Below are 18,506 nucleotides of genomic sequence, written 5' to 3' on the forward strand. Positions count from 1 at the left end.
ACAATTAGTACAAAAAAAAGGCCGATATATTTATCGGCCTTTTTATTTATCTTATTGATTTCGATAATTGATTTCGATAATTGATTTTTAACCATAAAACCAATAACACACACCGATGGCGGCACTAATACCTGCAAAATCTGCTGCTAAACCACACCCTAGTGCATGACGACCATTACGGATCCCCACTGAACCAAAGTACACAGCCAACACATAAAATGTCGTTTCGGTACTGCCTTGTAAAATAGCTGCTAGTCGGCCCGCAAAAGAATCAACTCCGTGATGACTCATGGTTTCTAACATCATCGCACGCGCACCAGAACCGCTAAAAGGTTTCATGAACGCGGTTGGCATCGCATCAATAAAGCGCGTATCGGCGCCTAATGCACTCACGCCACTTGCTAACAGCTGTAAGGCATAATCTAACGCCCCTGAAGCCCTAAGAAACCCAATGGCTAATAACATCGCCAGCAAATAAGGGATTAGCTGAATTGCTTGGCTAAAGCCCTGTTTAGCGCCATCAACAAACTCGTCATACACGGCAATTTTGCGATAACCTGCGACTAAAATAAAACTTAAAATCAGCAACAACAGTATACCGTTACCTAACACCATAGACACCTGGCCTATCGCATCGGCGGATAATGTCACCAAATAAGCAATCCCGGCCATGAATACACTCATAATGGTTGCAGCATAAGCCAAAATAACACTATTGATTAACGAGATACGCTGCACTAACGCGACAACCAATAGTCCCACAACGGTGGAAACACTTGTGGCCAATAAAATGGGTAAAAAGATATCAGCAGGATTAGCCGCACCTTGTTGGGCACGATAAAGAAAGACTGTTACAGGGACTAATGTTACTGATGAAGTATTTAATACTAAAAATAAAATTTGGGCGTTGGTTGCTACTGATTTTACAGGGTTAAGAGTTTGCAGATCATGCATCGCTTTTAAGCCTAAAGGCGTTGCTGCATTGTCCAGTCCCAGCATGTTAGCAGTAAGATTCATGCTAATGCTGCCATAGGCGACATGTCCACGAGGAACTTCTGGCATCAACTTAGACAGTAAAGGTTCAAATATGCGGGCAAACAAACCCACCACACCGGCCTTTTCACCGACTTGCATCAAGCCCATCCATAACGCTAACACACCAATTAAGCCAAGCGAGATGTCAGCGGCTAACTTAGCACTGGCAAACAATGCCGTCACCGACTCGCTTAATACATCGACATTGCCATTCACTAATTGAATCGAGATAGACAACGCAGCAATGATAAAAAATAATAACCACACTCTATTTAGCACACACCACTCCATTAGCCAGTCGGTTTTATTAACGTCAATATACAGTAATCATTGCCAAACAGGGTGTACAATTCCGTGATATGATCGCTTCAATTACTGCAACAATAATGTATCATTTCTTATTATGGCCCAATTAAATATAAACTTTATCAATCACATTGAGAAAGAGTTACCCGCTCACTTGGCTTTAGAAGAGTTTATCGCCTATTGTGATAAACCACTTCGTAAATCCATTCGGGTGAATACGCTTAAAATCAGTACTGCACAATTTGTCAGCATCATGACTAAAGCCGGCTGGCAACTGTCTCCAGTACCTTGGTGTGCTGACGGATTTTGGATTGAGGGTAAAGATGATATCCAACTGGGTAATGCCATTGAACATATTCAAGGGCTATTTTATATCCAAGAAGCCAGCTCAATGCTGCCGCCGACCGCATTGTTTTCCAATGAAACCGCCGCCGAAATAATCTTAGATGTCGCTTCTGCACCAGGTTCTAAGACAACGCAAATCGCAGCCTTAATGAATAACAGTGGCTTATTAGTCGCTAATGAATATTCTGCCAGTCGCGTTAAAGTATTACACGCTAATGTGTTACGTATGGGGGCCAGCCACACCGCCCTAACCCATTTTGATGGCCGAGTCTTTGGTGAATATTTATATGAATCGTTTGATGCTATTTTATTGGATGCTCCTTGTGGCGGCGAAGGTACCGTCCGTAAAGATCCCTTGGCATTAAAACACTGGGATATTGAAGATGTTACTGCGATTGCTGAAACCCAAAAAGATCTTATCGAATCAGCATTTTTAGCGTTAAAGCCAGGCGGAGTGTTAGTCTATTCGACTTGTACTCTAAGCCAGTTAGAAAACCAACATATCTGTTATCACTTACAGCAAACTTACCCTGATGCGGTTGAGTTTGTGTCACTGGCTGAGTTATTTGATGGTGCAGATAAAGCATGCACTAAAGAAGGTTTTTTACATGTTTGGCCACAGATTTACGACAGCGAAGGATTTTTTGTCGCCAAAATTCGTAAAACCGCCTCAGTCGAGCGAGTAAAAAAACAGCCTAAATTACAAAAAAACTTTCCTTTTACTCCCGTAAACGAAAAGCAAAAAGTGGAATTAACACAATACTTTCAAAACAACTTCTGTCTCGAGTTACCCAGCGATGACGTGATCATGTTGCGTGACGATGAATATTGGTTGTTTCCAGCCCAATTTATGCCTTTTATAGGCAAGATGCGTTTTCAGCGTATTGGTATTAAGCTCGCTGATGCGATGAAAAAAGGCTACAAAGCTAAACATGAAGCCGTTATTGCTTTATCGGCAGCAGCGCATAATCCAGCAAAAACCATGGAATTAAGTGCGTCGCAAGCACAAGGTTTTTTAATGGGTCGTGATATTGCTACAAGCACTTTTGATCAACCGACACAGCAGCAGTTAGCCATCATGCCACAAGGCGAAATGTTAGTGAGTTATCATAAAGTCGTGCTTGGGGTTGTAAAACATTTAGGCCATAGACTGAAAAACAATTTACCGCGTGATTTGGTCCGCGATAACGTTAACTTGAGCCTATAGCACGCTACACTATTTCGATGAGCAAGAATAAAGAATATAAAACATAATTATCAATGAATTACTATACAACACAGTGATAAAACAGAGTGCTAAACCAACATTATTAATTAAATTTTATGCACAACACAATTTGAGTGCCTATAATTAATTCATGTTCGACTCAGTATTTGGCATTTTAAGCTATCTTAAGATGCCACAACAGTAGCGCAAGGCTCTTAATCGAGCCCTTTCCCTAGGCCCAAAACAATTGGATAGTTTTGGGCCTTTTTTTATTATTTCACCCACCAGCACGCCCTAAAATGTGCTTAAGTCATAGGTTCATGGTGGTATTTGAGTAACGTTAGCGCAATTATTTAAGCAACTGCGCTAACGTTATTTTGTTTGCCTGCACAGCAGGCATATCAGAACTTTATTGCCGCGAAGTAAGCCACAAATTAGATAATTTGCTGTTAGTCTCAGGATTGAATTAGCTTCAATCTTGAACTAGCTGCAGATTTGATTTAGCGGCCAACTAACTGAGCGGCATCTTTAAATAAATTAAAAAAGTTATCCGTGGTGTATTGAGCTAACTCTTCGAATTTTTCACCGCGCAATTCTGCGACAAATTCGGCAACATCTCGAACATAAGCAGGCTGATTTTCTTGGCCACGATGCGGCACCGGAGCTAAATAAGGTGAATCGGTTTCGACCAGTAATCGGTCTTTTGGTACTTGGCGAATAACACTGCGCAATTCACCTGCATTTTTAAACGTTACAATTCCTGAAACAGAAATATAAAAGCCTAAATCAATGGCGGCTTTGGCCATTTCCCAGTTTTCAGTAAAGCAATGCAACACGCCACCCACTTTGTCGGCATGACCTGCTTTTAGCATATTAATGGTATCTTCACGGGCATCGCGAGTATGTACAATTAATGGTTTATTCACCTCAACAGCTAACGCAATTTGTTGTTCAAAGCACTGCTGTTGCAAGGTTTTTGTGTCATTTGAATAGAAATAATCTAAGCCTGTTTCGCCAATGGCAACCACTCTGGGATCTTGTGCAAAACGTTTAATGTCTTCAATATTCAACCCTTCTTGTACATCGAGAGGATGTACGCCAGAAGACAAAAACACATTATTAAAGGCAGACATTTTATCTCGCATGGCTTCAAAGCCTTGCTGACGAACGTTGACGCACAATAGATAGTCAACGCCTTGAGCTTTGGCATTGTCCATAATGAATTGTAAACTGGCTGAGTCTGGGGCCGCTTTTAAGCGGTCAAGGTGGCAATGTGAATCAATTAGCATGGGAATTCTTTCGCAACTACATTAACAAATAAAACAGATGCGCAAGAATACCTAGCTACATAGTGCAGGTCAAATCGCTAGAGGCAAGTTCGCTTGATAATAATTTTTCAATATGATGTTTATGACTTTCAACATCAGTTTTAATTTTAACCCCAATACCCGCTGGGCGCCCACCAGATGCACCTAATGGATTAATCCATACCACTGTGCCTTTAAATTCATTTGTTTGAGTGGCATTAGGCAATCGATAAGCAATGGTAAGCTCTTGGCCTAAAAAATGACTTTCTGTAGTCGCAACGAATAAACCTGCAGGCTTAATAAAAGGCATATAAGCACGATAAAGTTTATGTAATGTATCGTAATTAACAACAAGATCGACCATAAATAATTATTTTCTTTCCATAAGCAGGTTAAAAATCAATATAAAAACGTTTTAATGGGTCAACTGTCTAAATGTGAGCACATATTGTTGACACAAGGCTGGCGCGTTCACACTCGGCATTGTTTCAAGTCTATGACACATGGTCATCACACGCCCAGCAAGTTCAATGACTTTTGATTGAACCAGTGGATTTAATGACTGACGACTCGTGTTTTCAGTTTTTAGCTTATTACTTTTTAACACATATTGACGCAAGTACAAATACAAAACATTAAGTGCATCAACAATTTGTTGTTCAGACACCTTCAATAAACTGTTGCTTAAATGACCCGTTTGTAAACTTTGGGCCCAATCTTGGCGAAATGTCAGCAGTTGTTGATAATGCTGACTGGTTAAACTATTTGCTAACGCAAGAGGACCACCAACAACACTAAGACACCATGTAACATCATGGATTTTGCCATCGGCATTGGCTGGCGGTAACAACTGCTGCGCCGCTAACCACTGATGGATCTCGTTTTTAGTTGGCTCAACAAAATTAAGCGTTTGACAACGACTGGTAATGGTCGCTAGTAACTGGGCTGATGTATTGGTTTGCAAAATGAGTACAACATCATCGCCAGGTTCTTCAAGGGTTTTCAATAATGCATTAGCCGCTGCCAAATTTAAGCGTTCGGCATTAACGATTATAGCTACACGTGCGCCACCTTGCTGAGCCGTTTGGGTTAACGCTTGGCAGAGCTGACGAATTTGATCGACTTTAATTTGGTTGCCATCTGGTTCGATTATATATAAATCAGGATGATTACCTGCTGCCAATAACAAACAACTTTTACACTGGCCACAAGCACCAACCGGAGTGAGTTGCTGGCAAAGCACAGTTTGGGCTGCGGCCTTAGCAAGCTTATCGCCCCCTAATGCTTTATCGATGTTGAACAAATGCGCATGACTGCTTTTGCCTCGATAATGCTGGTCAACAAAACGCTGATGTGGATCGGCTAACCAAGGCAGCTGGTCAATCTGATAATCACTCATGTCGGCACATTATCCCTTTTAATATCAATCACTGCTCACTCATAAGAGTGGATAAATGGCGTTGTAATTGTATACCAATATCATTATGCACTTGTTCCATGGATTGACTGGCATCAATCACCACAATGCTGTCATCTTCATGCGCTAATTGTAAGTAGGTTCGTCTGGCTCGCTCAAAAAAATCAATCGCTTGTTGCTCTATTCTATCAAGCTCGCCACGACTGGCTGCACGGCTTAAGCCTAACGTAGGATCAATATCCAAATATAAAGTGAGATCGGGTTTAAAACCACGTAAGCAAGCATCACTGACCGCTTTCACTAATGGCATTAACCCTCGGCCACCACCTTGATAAGCTAATGATGACAGATTGTGTCTATCGCCAAGTACCCATTGACCCGCAGACAAAGCAGGCTTAATAACATTGGCGATTAATTGTGTTCGCGCTGCATAAATAAGTAAGCATTCTGCTTCATCGCATAATGGATCTGTCTCATCGGCAATTTTAACTAAATCGCGCATTTTTTCTGCCAAAGGAGTCCCGCCCGGCTCACGAGTACACACAGGAGCCTGACCGATATACTGCTTAATAATATCGTTAACAAGGGCTATCGCGCTTGATTTACCCGCGCCTTCTAATCCTTCAATGACAATAAACTTGCCTTGCTGTTGAGTCATTTTCTTTTTCTCTGAAATTCGTTTACGGCATTATTATGGGCTTTCAACGTAGATGAAAACACATGACTGCCATCATTGCGTGAAACAAAGTACAAGTAATTTACTTTGGCTGGATTAGCGGCGGCAAATAATGATGCGCGACTTGGTGCAGCGATAGGCGTTGGCGGTAAACCATCAATCTTGTAGGTATTGAATGCCGTTGCTTCGCGTAAATCTTTACGAGTAATATTACCTTTATAACGTTCACCCATGCCATAAATTACCGTGGGGTCGGTCTGAAGACGCATACCTTTTTTAAGTCTATTATTAAACACTGCAGACACCCAATCACGCTCTTCAGGTTTGCCCGTTTCTTTTTCAATAATAGACGCAATAATTAATAATTCGTAAGGTGATGATAAGGCTAAATCAGGGTCGCGCCCTTCCCATGCTTGCGCTAAGCTTAACTGCATCATGGTGTAGCTGCGGTTTAAAATAGTCTGTAAGTTATCATCTGCATGATAATGGAATGTTTCTGGATAGAACTTACCCTCAGGCAAACCAGAGGTATCGCCATTTTGTAATAGCACTTGGTTAAAGTCGTCGGTATTTTTTGCTAAATGCTCAGTCGTGGTAAGTGCTTGCTGCCACTCGGCAATGGTTTTACCTTCGATTAAGGTGATGCTGAAAACCACTTGTTGGCCTAAGTACAGCCGTTTTAATAACGCTTCTAATGTATCGCCTGGGATCAATTGATACAAACCGGTTTTAATATGGGCAAGCTTAGGTTCAAGTTTGACCAGATATTTAACTTTCCAGCTATCGGTAATAAATGATTGTTGCTCTAGTTGTTGCGCAAGCTTAATCAAACTAGTACCAGGTTCAACCGTTAATGTTTGAATTTCAGTTAACTGTAATGGCTGTTTTTGGTAAGCGATTAAGCCAGATACAAGCCAATATCCTCCAAGACAAAATACTGTAAATAGAGGAATAAGACTGGCTAAAAAAAAGGTTTTTATGGTTTTAATCATGATGATAAATTCACACTCAAAATGTGCCTGAATCGCGGTGTTTGCGTCCAATGGCTAAATTGAAAATCGTCAATGGCAGTTACATCAACAATGCCAAATAAACTGTTCGTTATAAATATATTGTCCGCGGCCTGAATATCACCAAGTGTTAATTGTGTAGCCATAACTGAGAAACCCTGACAGAGCAGAGTATCAATTAATGTCTCACGCATCACACCACTTACGCCCGCATGGGTTATTGCTGGGGTAAACACATGACCATTTTTGACTACAAAAATATTGGCCATGGATGACTCTATCACATTACCGTCACAGTCAAACACTAGCCAATCTTGATGAGTACTCGGTAGAGGTTGTGACTTTATGAGCACCTGTTCCAATCGGTTAAGGTGTTTCATTCCCGCTAGAAGTGGTTGCCTGCCAAGACATATGGGTGATGATGCTAGCGAGATACCACTTTGCTGCCAATCAAGGTAATGCTCAGGAATGGGATGCACTGACACAACTTCTGTAACGTCTGCGCTCAAAGGAGCCTGATAACCACGGCCACCGACTCCACGCGTCAGCAATAGCTTTATACAATTTTGTGGGTATTGTTGGGCGAGTAGGATTAATTGTTGTATTAATAAGTCGCTTGGATGCCACTGAATACTTAGGCGCTCGCAACTTTGCTGCAAACGAGAAATATGCCCGTCAAGGAATAGGATCCCTGCGGGCATATCAGCTGATGCTGTGCGCATGGTTGCGAACACACCATCACCATAAGCAACACCACGATCAAATGGACTTATTAGTCCGTTTTCAACGTGATTAACCCAAACTGGTGCCATTATTTATCTTGGCTGATCCGGCTTGCCACAGCCTCTTGTTGATCTTTGTACTTCGAGCTTTTACGCGTGTTATATGGACGAGCAACCGCAGAGCTTAAGCGCTCGAAATTAAGCGCACCAATCGTCATACCAGGGCGAAGAGCCAACGGCAATTTGCCACTGTTAAAAAACTCAAGTACGATTTTACCTTGCCAACCGGGATCAATACGATGTGCGGTCACATGTACCATCAACCCTAAACGGGCAAGTGATGAGCGACCATCTAACCAACCTACAACATCTGCAGGTAAGGTCACACTTTCATAGGTTACCGCTAATGCTAATTCGCCAGGATGAAGGAAAAAAGCTTGATCATCAGCAATTTCAATTTTATCGCTCATGATCCGATCAAGTGCTATTTGCATTTCTGCACTAGGGCCACTTAAATCGATGTAAGGTGCAGTATGGTCTTTAAATACACGAAATTGGCTGCCTAAACGTACATCCACGCTCACTCCCGAAATGGCTTCAATACCAGGACGAGGATCGATAATAATGGTGCCATTATCTAAACATTGCTCAATCTCTATATCAGTTAAACGCATGCTGCACTCTCTTCTAGATAAGGCTACTTCGCCAATAAATGCTGAATTCTAGCTTTTAAAATATCAGTTGCGATACGGTTTTTACCGCCCCGTGGAACGATAATATCGGCATATTGTTTTGACGGCTCAATAAACTGTAAAAACATCGGGCGTACGGTTCGTTTATATTGTGAAATAACCGATTCCATTGTTCTGCCACGTTCAGCAACATCACGAGTTAACCGACGTAAAAAGCAAATATCTAATGGCGTATCCATAAACACACTGGCATCCATTAAGTCACGTAATTTAGGATTGGTTAATAATAGAATGCCTTCTAAGATAATCACTTTTTTAGGCTGCATGGTCAACGTGTCGCTAATACGAGTATGCTCAGTATAGCTGTAACATGGAATGCTAACTGGCTCACCTTGTTTAAGCTGAGATAAATGAGACGCTAATAACTGATGGTCTAACGCTTTTGGATGGTCGTAATTAGTTTTGACACGATCTTCCATCGTCAAATGGCTTTGATCATGATAATAAGCATCCTCATTGATCACACCAATTTGATTTGTTCCTAAATCACGACACAATTCTTCAAAAATTGTTTTAGCAATTAAACTTTTACCTGAAGCCGACGCACCGGCAATCCCAATAATGACACACTGCTGAGAATTCATCTCTTAACCTTACTCGTCTTCTGATATGCTAATTTTTACGGTTGATTGTACTTGTTGAAGTGCTAATTCTGCCCCTAGTTTGCGGGCAATTTCGCGATATATCCCTGACACTTCACTTTCTGGTTCGCTCATCACGCTCGGCGTACCATTGTCCATTGATTCACGAATATTGATGTGTAATGGCAGTGAGCCTAATAATGGTACGTTATAACGTTCCGCTATTTGACTACCACCATGAGTACCAAATGGGTGTTCTTTATGGCCACATTCAGGACAAAGATGAAAACTCATGTTCTCGATAATCCCAAGTACTGGAATGTTGACCTTGTTGAACATGGTGATGCCTTTCTTGGCATCCGCTAAAGCAATATCTTGCGGCGTTGTCACTATCACCGCACCGCTAACCGGTACTTTTTGCGATAATGTCAGTTGAATATCACCAGTTCCTGGTGGCATATCGACGATTAAATAGTCTAATTCAGGCCACTGCGTTTCGTTAAGTAACTGTGCTAAAGCACCTGCGGCCATAGGACCACGCCAAACTGCAGCTTCATCACCACTTAGCATAAAGCCAATTGATTGTGCAGAAATGCCATGCACCAATGCAGGTGTCATGTGCTTTCCATCTGGCGATTGTGGACGAAAATTAGGAATGCCCAACATCAATGGAATAGACGGGCCATAAATGTCGGCATCTAAAATACCCACTTCGGCGCCTTCAGCTTTTAACGCTAATGCGAGGTTTACTGCGGTGGTTGATTTACCCACACCGCCTTTACCAGAAGCCACAGCAATAACTTGTTTTACATTAGGAATAGGTGCAATGGCTGGCAGCGCGGAATAAACCCGTGGTTGGAAATCAATTTCACATTCCACTTCATCAATGGCGTCAAGAACAGCCAATTTATTGGTTATTGCCATCACGGTGTCACGGTATTGTGTCATACACGGATAAGGATAAACTAAGCCTAATTGTAGGCGTTTTCCTTCTATCGACAATGCGGTAACACATCCTGCACTAACCAAACCTTTATGCAAATAAGGATCTTCAAATGCTTCTAAAATATCTAACACTGGTGACAATAATTCATCACTTAATTGATAATTTGTATGCGTATTGACCAAAACGGCAACTCCGAACCAGAAATTTGCACAAGTGTATCAGAACTTGGTAAAAAAATAGCGACTAATAAGCCTTTTTAAGTCATGTTTTGGTGAAAAAAGTCTGCTAATCAGTTAGTATCAGGCAATATTTTTGGTGTAATTTGATATCGAGACAAAATGACAAAATCACAGCGTAAAATACTGGTCACAAGTGCCCTTCCTTATGCCAATGGCCCAATCCATCTAGGCCACATGCTTGAATATATCCAAACGGATATTTGGTCACGTTTTCAAAAGTTACGTGGACATGAATGCCACTACATTTGTGCCGACGATGCTCACGGCACGCCGATTATGCTTAAAGCGCAGCAAATGGGCATTACGCCAGAAGAAATGATTGCCCAAGTGCAAAAAGAGCACCAGCAAGATTTCGCGGATTTCAATATCCAGTTTGATAACTTTCACAGCACTCATAGCGACGAAAACCGCATTTTGGCCAGTGATATTTATCTAAAGCTCCGTGATCGCGGTTACATCAAAACCAAAACCATTTCACAATTATATGACCCTGAAAAGTTAATGTTCTTGCCTGACCGTTTTGTTAAAGGCACCTGCCCAAAATGTAAGTCTGAAGATCAATACGGTGATAACTGTGACAACTGTGGTGCAACTTATAGTACAACCGATCTGATAAATCCTAAATCGGCAGTCTCTGGTGCTACACCAATAATGAAAGATACCGAACACTTCTTTTTCGACCTGCCAGCATTTGAAGGCATGTTAAAAGAGTGGATTCAATCAGGTTCATTGCAACAAGAAATGGCCAACAAGCTTAACGAATGGTTTGAACAAGGCCTAAAGCAATGGGACATCTCTCGTGATGCACCCTACTTTGGTTTTGAAATCCCTGATGCTCCCGGTAAATTTTTCTATGTTTGGTTAGATGCACCTATCGGTTATATGGGCTCATTTAAAAACCTATGTGACAAGCGTGATGATTTAAACTTTGACGATTTTTGGAGTTTAGACTCTACCGCGGAGGTGTATCACTTCATCGGTAAAGACATTGTTTATTTCCACAGTTTATTCTGGCCAGCAATGCTTGAAGGCGCTGGCATTCGTAAACCGACCAGTGTTTATGCTCACGGCTATGTCACGGTAAACGGTTCAAAAATGTCTAAGTCTAAAGGCACGTTTATTAAAGCGCGTACTTATTTAGATAATTTAGATCCGGAATACCTACGTTATTATTACGCGGCTAAATTAAATAGTCGTATTGATGATTTGGATTTAAATTTAGAAGATTTCGCTCAACGAGTTAACTCAGATTTAGTCGGTAAATTAGTTAACCTTGCTTCACGAACGGCAGGTTTTATCGGCAAACGTTTTGACGGAAAGTTAGCCAAGGTAACCGACAGTAGCTTAACCGACATATTCTTAGCCAAAAGCGAAGTGATTGCCGAATTATATGAAACTCGCGAATTTGGCAAAGCGATGCGTGAAATCATGGCATTAGCTGATATTGCTAACGCCTATGTTGCCGACGCAGCACCTTGGCAATTAGTTAAGCAAGACGATAAACAAGATGAAGCACATCAAGTTTGCAGTAATGCATTAAACTTATTCAGAATCTTGGTCACTTACCTCAAGCCTGTATTACCAAAACTGGCCGGTGATGTTGAAGGTTTTTTACAGTTAACCTTAACGTGGGACAATTTGGGCCAAGATTTATCAGGTCATGAAATAGCGCCATTTAAAGCATTAATGCAGCGTATCGAACCCAAAAGCATTGAAGCTATCATCGATGCCTCTAAAGAGAACTTGCAAGCCAGTAATACGGACGCACCTAAAACCGATGCGCCGACACAAGCCGTTAATCAATTAGAGCAAGATCCTATCAGCCCAGAAATAAGCTTTGAAGATTTCGCAAAAATTGACTTACGGATTGCGCGTATCAGCAAAGCGGAACATATCGAGAAAGCCAATAAATTACTGCGTCTTGAATTAGATTTAGGCGGCGAAACCAAACAAGTATTTGCAGGTATTAAATCTGCTTATGCTCCTGAAGATTTGGTTGGCAAACTCACCGTGATGGTGGCAAACCTTGCCCCACGTACAATGAAGTTTGGTGATTCAGAAGGTATGGTATTAGCTGCAGGTCCTGGCGGTAAAGATCTGTTTATACTAGAACCCCATGAAGGTGCTCAACCTGGCATGCGCGTTAAGTAACTGTTAAATACATAGAAAAAAGACCGCCTCGGCGGTCTTTTCAACAGAAACACATCCAGAAAAACACTACCAGTGATTAAGTGATTAATCTACAAGTATAAAGTAGTGCATTAATGATTAGAATTAACATCAACATCTGATTTTGGCTTTGCATTAACTTCGTTCTGGATATCTACATCTTGTTGGTGAGTGGCATTATCTTCATCCATTGCCTGCTTTAATCGCTCTTCATATAACATAAACAGTTTAATAAAATCGTTACCAAAACGCTCACCCACTGATTCTTTCAACCACATATCGTATAAACGTTTAGAGGCTTCTTTTTCAACCCGCTTATAGGTTGCCTTTCGTCTCAACACATATTCTTCCGAATGACCTAATAACTGTAACGATGACAAGCTGAGTTCAAGAGCTGAATGATGCGTTTCCGACTCGACCGCGTCAGCGCCAGCCTCTTTTAATAAATGCCCATGACCACGGTCAAATGCTCTAGCAACAATCTTAAGTTTAGGGTAGGTATGATGTAAGTATTTAACTAACTCCACACTACTTTCTCTATTATCGATGGCCACCACAAAAAGCGAAGCTTGTTCAATGCCAGCAGTTTTTAATAAATCTGGACGAGTCGCATCACCGAAATAGGCCTTAGTATTAATACGCCTGATAGCGTCGACCTGTGAAACCTGATAATCGAGCACTACGGTTTTAATATTATTCGAAATTAAAAAGCGATTTACCACCTGGCCAAAACGGCCAATACCCGCAATAATCACCGTGCCCTCATCATCAATATTATCCTGTTCACGCTGATTTTTTTTCACTTGAAAGCGTGGATAAATCACTTTATCGAATAATATAAATAACCCTGGGGTTAAAAACATCGATAACGCGACTACGATAGATAAAGTCTGCGCCAGATCAGTTGGAATAACATGCTGTTGAACACTGAAACTCAGTAATACAAAACCAAACTCCCCCGCTTGAGCCAGACATAACGCAAACAACCAACGATCACTGCCCTTAATCCTAAAAATCAACGCTAATAAATACAGCACAAGTGCTTTAATCAGCATAACACTTAAGGTGATTGCAATTATTTCACCAAAATCAGCAAATAGAACCGTAAAGTCGATTCCAGCGCCAACAGTGATAAAAAACAATCCCAATAATAAGCCTTTAAACGGACCAATATTGGCTTCAAGCTCATGCTTAAATTCACTGTTTGCCAGTACAACGCCTGCTAAAAAGGTGCCTAATGCGGGTGATATACCCACTAAACTCATTAATGCCGCAATGCCGATGACCAACATAAGTGCTGCTGCGGTGGAGATTTCACGAGCACCTGATTCGGCGACCATTTTAAATAATGGTCTACTGAGATAGTGACCACCTAACACCACAGCCCCAATAGCTAATACCAGTACAATGGCATATGCCCAACCAGGTAATGAGGCCACTAGGCTTAACTGCTCGTGTTGTTCACTCATACTACTAACTGCAGCTTGGGCTTTCTCAACTAACTCAGGTAAGGCTAATAACGGAATAAAGGCCAACATGGGGATGACCGCGATGTCTTGAAACAACAATACCGAAAATGCGTTCTTTCCGGCGTGGGTTTTATTGAGGCGTTTTTCAGATAAGGTCTGCAACACAATTGCGGTAGAGGATAGTGAAAAAATTAATCCTATCGTTAATGCAATACTCAGTTGGTAGCCCGCATAAATTGCACAAGCCATTACCACCACAACCGAACCCACAACTTGTAAGCCACCAAGACCCAGTAAACGATTACGCATCGCCCACAACATTTTGGGTTCCAGTTCTAAGCCAACCAAAAATAGCATCATCACCACACCAAATTCGGCAAAGTGTTGAATGGTATTGGTTTCACTGCCCACTAAACCAACAATAGGACCAATGACCACACCCGCAATCAAATATCCCAACACGGAACCCAAGCCTAATTTATTCGCTAACGGAACAGCAATGACTGCAGCGGTGAGATAAATAAAAGCCTGTAAAAAGTACTCTGTCATTGGGGGTCCTTATCGGGTAAATAATTAATATCGACTTTTACACTGCAATTACAAGTGCAAGTACAAGTGCGGGCCAATATTCAGCGATGTATTTTAATCCACTACACTGGGTTAACGATATCAATAAAATGATGGGTTAAATCAAACTTACTGGCTAAATGCTGCCCTAATGCCTGAATACCAAATTGTTCAGTAGCATGATGTCCTGCAGCAAAATAATGCAGCCCTTGCTCCATTGCCGCATGATAAGTACGTTCTGACACTTCACCGCTTATAAACGCATCTACCCCCATTTGGGCTGCATAATCAATATAGTCTTGAGCACCACCAGTACACCAAGCCAAGGTTGAAATAGGCTTGCTGTTATCACCAATATGTAATGGTGCACGTTTAAGTACCTTAGTCAGTAATTGACTAAATTCGCTGGCGCTTAAAGGATGCTCTAAATGACCATGCCAGAGTAAGTCTTGTCCTACTGGTTCATATACTCGAGGACTAATAATCCCTAACTGGTAAGCTAGTTGGGCATTATTTCCAATACCGTGATGGGCATCAAGCGGTAAATGGTAGCCGAATAAACTCATATCATGGTCCATTAATGCCTTAATTCGGCGATACTTCATCCCAGTGATAATTTCTGGCTCGTTTTTCCAAAAAAAACCGTGATGAACAAGAATAGCATCAGCATTAACGGCCGCCGCTTGCTCAATTAATGCTTGGCATGCTGTTACGCCTGTCACAATCGTGCGGATATCAGACTTACCTTCAACTTGTAAGCCATTAGGAGCGTAGTCTTTAAAGGCTGACACGTTTAAAAAACTGTCTAAATATGTCCCTAACGTTTGACGAGTAATGGTAGAGGAGCCTTGATGATGTGTTGACATAATATTTTCCTAACAAAATGGATAGAAGCCTCTGAAGTCAACTCAGAAGATAATGGGCCGTTTATCACTTACAATCCGTTGTTGAATTGCAAGCGAATCAGCCACTGAGTTGTACGATTTTTTAGGGATTTAACTAATTAACCTCTGCTCAGAATAATAAACGGTATCGTGCTAATTTTAGCTTATTTATTCAATACCTTCACTAGAGATGAGTTTAATAATTCAATGTAACTCACTGTCGAATATTTCAACAACAGCAGTCATAAACGCTGATAAATCGGACTTTATGAGGGATAAACCGACAATTACAGCCACTAATTGGACTTTTGTAGCCTTCACACATTAAAATTAGTAACAACCTTCATTTAACATGATAACAAATAGGTTATTAACTATGACAACATTGACTAAAGAAGAGGTCATCGGCCAACTACAAATGGCTCTTGAAAAGCAGTCTGGACAAGCAGTTTCTATTGAACAAGCTGGCAGCTGGTACAAAATTGACGGCGGTAAATCAGTGCGCTTTAGCGAACTTGAATCCATGCATGCACAACTAACTGCATCGTCAGTAAAAAAAGCACCTACTGCGCGCCAAGCAGCTATTAAGCCTGCTGCAAGGTTAACGGCAAAAACTGCAGCGAAAAAACAACCGAGTAAAAAAGTGCAATCAAACTCAGGCGGATTAACGCCTAAGCAGTTGTGGCGTAAAAAACTCGAAAACACAACCGGTCATCAAACCTTGCCGCGTGGATTTTAATCTCTATTAGCAACAACAGATCAAACAGTATTGTTAGCAAATATTGACCACAGTGTGTAAACAAAAGGAGCCTAGGCTCCTTTTGTTTTAGTTGCATTTTCACATCGCGAATAATTACATCGAGAATAAATACATCGAGAATAATTACATCGAGAATAAATACATCGAGAATATTTACATCGCTAGGTCGACCCTGACATAACCGGTTAAGTAAACCACCCTAACCTCATCTCCGGCAGTAAAACTCATACCCGGATCCGCATCTTGGATCACCATAACTTGGCTACCATCTTCTTGCTTTATCATTAGTTCAACTAACTTAGTTTCAAGATAATATTGTTGGTTACCGTGCTGACTGCCAATGCCACCGCCAATCAACGCCCCCAAAACAGTGGCAACATCTTTACCTGAACCGCCACCAAATTGATGACCGATGACACCACCGATTAATGCACCGCCAAAGGTTTTCCAACCGCTTCGACTGTCTTCTACTAGCTGTTTCTCTGTCACATGCTTCACAGATTCAATGTGGCCGTATAACACTTTTTCAACTGGAACGGCTTGATTACGTTCGTAAGCAGCTTGGCTTTGACCACAAAACAAACAAATAGTCAGCAATACTGCAAAAAAACTCTTCACACTTACAGTTATGATTTTAAACATGGCCATTTTCCGCTAAGTTAACGATAAGGTATTACAAATAATATACTCAATTGTGAACTCACTGTCTTATTTAAATCAATCCATCGGCTTCCCGCCGCCAGAGCAAGCTCTTACTGATCCGAATGGTCTATTAGCCATCGGAGGAGACTTACGGCCAGACCGCCTAGCACAAGCCTATTACCAAGGTATTTTCCCTTGGTTTAACGCTAATGACCCCATTTTGTGGTGGTCTCCCGATCCTCGAGCGGTATTCACGCCTTGCCATCCTTTTGGCAGTAAAAGCTTAATTAAATTTCTTAAAAAGTCTTCATGGCGCTTTACCATCAATCATGCATTTTTAGATGTTGTTGCCGGTTGTGCTGGGCCCCGTAACACCCAAGATGGCACTTGGATTTCGGCCGAAATACAAATGGCCTACTATGAGCTGCATCTCCAAGGGCGTGCTCATTCTATTGAAGTATGGGATGGCGAACAGCTAGTGGGCGGATTGTATGGTATTCCGGTGGGCGGTATTTTTTGCGGTGAATCGATGTTTCATCGTCAAACAAATGCATCAAAAGCAGCCTTTGCTATACTGAATCAACACTTGGTGAAACACGATTTTCAATTGATTGATGCGCAAGTAATGAATCCTCACTTAGTTAGCCTTGGGGCTAAAGCCTTACCTAGAAGCGAGTTTTTAACGGTGCTTCATCAGTACAGAGATCGTACAACTTCAGCGTCAATGTGGAACAAACAAGAGGTGTTTATTGAATTCTAAATCTGTCAGCGTTGGAATAAGCCAGCCTTTTGATTGCAATTATATTGAAGGTAATAAAGAGCAATTGCTGGTGATCCAAGAACCGCAAATAGACGCAGCGCTGTTTGAACAACTGCTGACGATGGGCTTTCGTCGTAACGGCAATGCTATTTACAAACCTCGTTGTCCCTCCTGCCAAGCTTGTCAGCCTATTAGATTGAATGTTAATGATTTTATATTATCTAAACGCCAAAAAAGAACCTTAAAAAACAACCAAGATTTGCATTGGAAAGTCACTCATACCTCACGGCCAGAGCACTATGATTTGTATCAACGTTATATCAATGAACGTCACAACGATGGGCCAATGTTTCCTGCATCGCCAACCCAATATGATGATTTTTTATTATCAGATTGGTTACCGCCGATGTTTATTGAGGTGTTTGATCAAGAGCGATTAATTGGGGTAGCCGTAACCGATGAAATGATGAGCAGCTTCTCAGCAATTTACAGTTATTTTGATCCTGATTATGCCGACCGTTCATTAGGTTCGCTGATGATTTTAATCCAATGCCAATTAGCAAAATCATTGGGTAAACGTTTTTTATATTTAGGCTATCAAATTGATCAAAATCGGAAAATGAGCTACAAACGTCAATACCGTCCGTATCAAATTTTAACAGCACTCGGTTGGCAAGTTGGTGAAAATCTTACGGCTCTTTCTCGTTAACGC

18 protein-coding genes are annotated in these 18,506 nt (G+C 41.4%); 5 read left to right on the plus strand and 13 right to left on the minus strand.

The window, feature by feature from the left end:
- Window positions 1-87: 87 nt before the first annotated feature.
- Window positions 88-1,314 carry a spore maturation protein gene (locus tag AAEY94_RS06265; protein WP_182743895.1) on the minus strand — a complete coding sequence of 409 codons (1,227 nt, stop codon included), beginning with the start codon at window positions 1,312-1,314 and terminating at the stop codon, window positions 88-90.
- Between the two features lie 124 nt (window positions 1,315-1,438).
- Here AAEY94_RS06265 and rsmF point away from each other — a divergent pair, with 124 nt between their 5' ends.
- Window positions 1,439-2,893, plus strand: coding sequence for a 16S rRNA (cytosine(1407)-C(5))-methyltransferase RsmF (rsmF, locus tag AAEY94_RS06270; protein WP_350978027.1), 1,455 nt, complete (start codon window positions 1,439-1,441; stop codon window positions 2,891-2,893).
- Between the two features lie 500 nt (window positions 2,894-3,393).
- Here rsmF and AAEY94_RS06275 read toward each other — a convergent pair whose 3' ends face one another.
- Genes AAEY94_RS06275 through apbC form a run of 9 tightly spaced genes read right to left on the minus strand, consistent with a single transcriptional unit; the run spans window position 3,394 to window position 10,486 of the window.
- A complete protein-coding gene (locus AAEY94_RS06275; protein WP_350978030.1) occupies window positions 3,394-4,182 on the minus strand; it encodes a TatD family hydrolase in 789 nt (262 codons plus the stop codon).
- Between the two features lie 55 nt (window positions 4,183-4,237).
- Complete coding sequence (locus AAEY94_RS06280) at window positions 4,238-4,564, minus strand: PilZ domain-containing protein (RefSeq protein WP_059743855.1); 327 nt, start codon at window positions 4,562-4,564, stop codon at window positions 4,238-4,240.
- A gap of 51 nt (window positions 4,565-4,615) precedes the next feature.
- Window positions 4,616-5,599, minus strand: coding sequence for a DNA polymerase III subunit delta' (gene holB, locus AAEY94_RS06285; RefSeq protein WP_059743857.1), 984 nt, complete (start codon window positions 5,597-5,599; stop codon window positions 4,616-4,618).
- A gap of 28 nt (window positions 5,600-5,627) precedes the next feature.
- On the minus strand, window positions 5,628-6,275 hold the full coding sequence (gene tmk, locus AAEY94_RS06290; RefSeq protein WP_162023291.1) for a dTMP kinase: 648 nt from the start codon (window positions 6,273-6,275) through the stop codon (window positions 5,628-5,630).
- On the minus strand, window positions 6,272-7,282 hold the full coding sequence (gene mltG / locus AAEY94_RS06295) for an endolytic transglycosylase MltG (RefSeq protein WP_502959386.1): 1,011 nt from the start codon (window positions 7,280-7,282) through the stop codon (window positions 6,272-6,274). The genes tmk and mltG overlap by 4 nt, the downstream gene beginning before the upstream one ends.
- Window positions 7,282-8,115 carry an aminodeoxychorismate lyase gene (pabC, locus tag AAEY94_RS06300; protein WP_350978036.1) on the minus strand — a complete coding sequence of 278 codons (834 nt, stop codon included), beginning with the start codon at window positions 8,113-8,115 and terminating at the stop codon, window positions 7,282-7,284. Before pabC ends, mltG begins: the two co-directional genes overlap by 1 nt.
- Window positions 8,115-8,699 (minus strand): dCTP deaminase, encoded by a 585-nt coding sequence (gene dcd, locus AAEY94_RS06305; protein WP_101086970.1) that lies wholly within the window; start codon window positions 8,697-8,699, stop codon window positions 8,115-8,117. The genes pabC and dcd overlap by 1 nt, the downstream gene beginning before the upstream one ends.
- 23 nt (window positions 8,700-8,722) lie before the next feature.
- Window positions 8,723-9,361, minus strand: coding sequence for a uridine kinase (udk, locus tag AAEY94_RS06310; RefSeq protein ID WP_101086969.1), 639 nt, complete (start codon window positions 9,359-9,361; stop codon window positions 8,723-8,725).
- A 9-nt stretch (window positions 9,362-9,370) separates the two neighbouring features.
- Window positions 9,371-10,486: an iron-sulfur cluster carrier protein ApbC gene (apbC, locus tag AAEY94_RS06315; RefSeq protein WP_101086968.1), complete on the minus strand. Its 1,116-nt coding sequence runs from the start codon at window positions 10,484-10,486 to the stop codon at window positions 9,371-9,373.
- Between the two features lie 156 nt (window positions 10,487-10,642).
- Here apbC and metG point away from each other — a divergent pair, with 156 nt between their 5' ends.
- On the plus strand, window positions 10,643-12,694 hold the full coding sequence (gene metG, locus AAEY94_RS06320) for a methionine--tRNA ligase (protein WP_101086967.1): 2,052 nt from the start codon (window positions 10,643-10,645) through the stop codon (window positions 12,692-12,694).
- 110 nt (window positions 12,695-12,804) lie between these two features.
- Here metG and AAEY94_RS06325 read toward each other — a convergent pair whose 3' ends face one another.
- Window positions 12,805-14,730 (minus strand): monovalent cation:proton antiporter-2 (CPA2) family protein, encoded by a 1,926-nt coding sequence (locus AAEY94_RS06325; protein ID WP_162023294.1) that lies wholly within the window; start codon window positions 14,728-14,730, stop codon window positions 12,805-12,807.
- Window positions 14,731-14,831: 101 nt separating this feature from the next.
- Window positions 14,832-15,584: a Nif3-like dinuclear metal center hexameric protein gene (locus AAEY94_RS06330; protein WP_162024351.1), complete on the minus strand. Its 753-nt coding sequence runs from the start codon at window positions 15,582-15,584 to the stop codon at window positions 14,832-14,834.
- A gap of 424 nt (window positions 15,585-16,008) precedes the next feature.
- Here AAEY94_RS06330 and AAEY94_RS06335 point away from each other — a divergent pair, with 424 nt between their 5' ends.
- Complete coding sequence (locus tag AAEY94_RS06335; RefSeq protein ID WP_350978042.1) at window positions 16,009-16,371, plus strand: hypothetical protein; 363 nt, start codon at window positions 16,009-16,011, stop codon at window positions 16,369-16,371.
- A gap of 174 nt (window positions 16,372-16,545) precedes the next feature.
- Here the strand turns inward: AAEY94_RS06335 and AAEY94_RS06340 are convergent, their stop codons facing one another.
- Entirely contained in the window at window positions 16,546-17,034 is a 489-nt protein-coding gene (locus AAEY94_RS06340; RefSeq protein WP_502959385.1) for an outer membrane lipoprotein, read from the minus strand.
- Between the two features lie 52 nt (window positions 17,035-17,086).
- On the opposite strand from AAEY94_RS06340, the gene aat reads away from it, so the two are divergent.
- Window positions 17,087-17,794, plus strand: a complete 708-nt coding sequence (gene aat, locus AAEY94_RS06345; RefSeq protein ID WP_350978045.1) for a leucyl/phenylalanyl-tRNA--protein transferase — start codon at window positions 17,087-17,089, stop codon at window positions 17,792-17,794.
- On the plus strand, window positions 17,784-18,503 hold the full coding sequence (locus AAEY94_RS06350; RefSeq protein ID WP_350978047.1) for an arginyltransferase: 720 nt from the start codon (window positions 17,784-17,786) through the stop codon (window positions 18,501-18,503). The genes aat and AAEY94_RS06350 overlap by 11 nt, the downstream gene beginning before the upstream one ends.
- Window positions 18,504-18,506: the final 3 nt, after the last annotated feature.

The organism is Shewanella sp. AC34-MNA-CIBAN-0136 (assembly GCF_040309945.1).
Classification (GTDB): Bacteria; Pseudomonadota; Gammaproteobacteria; order Enterobacterales; family Shewanellaceae; genus Shewanella.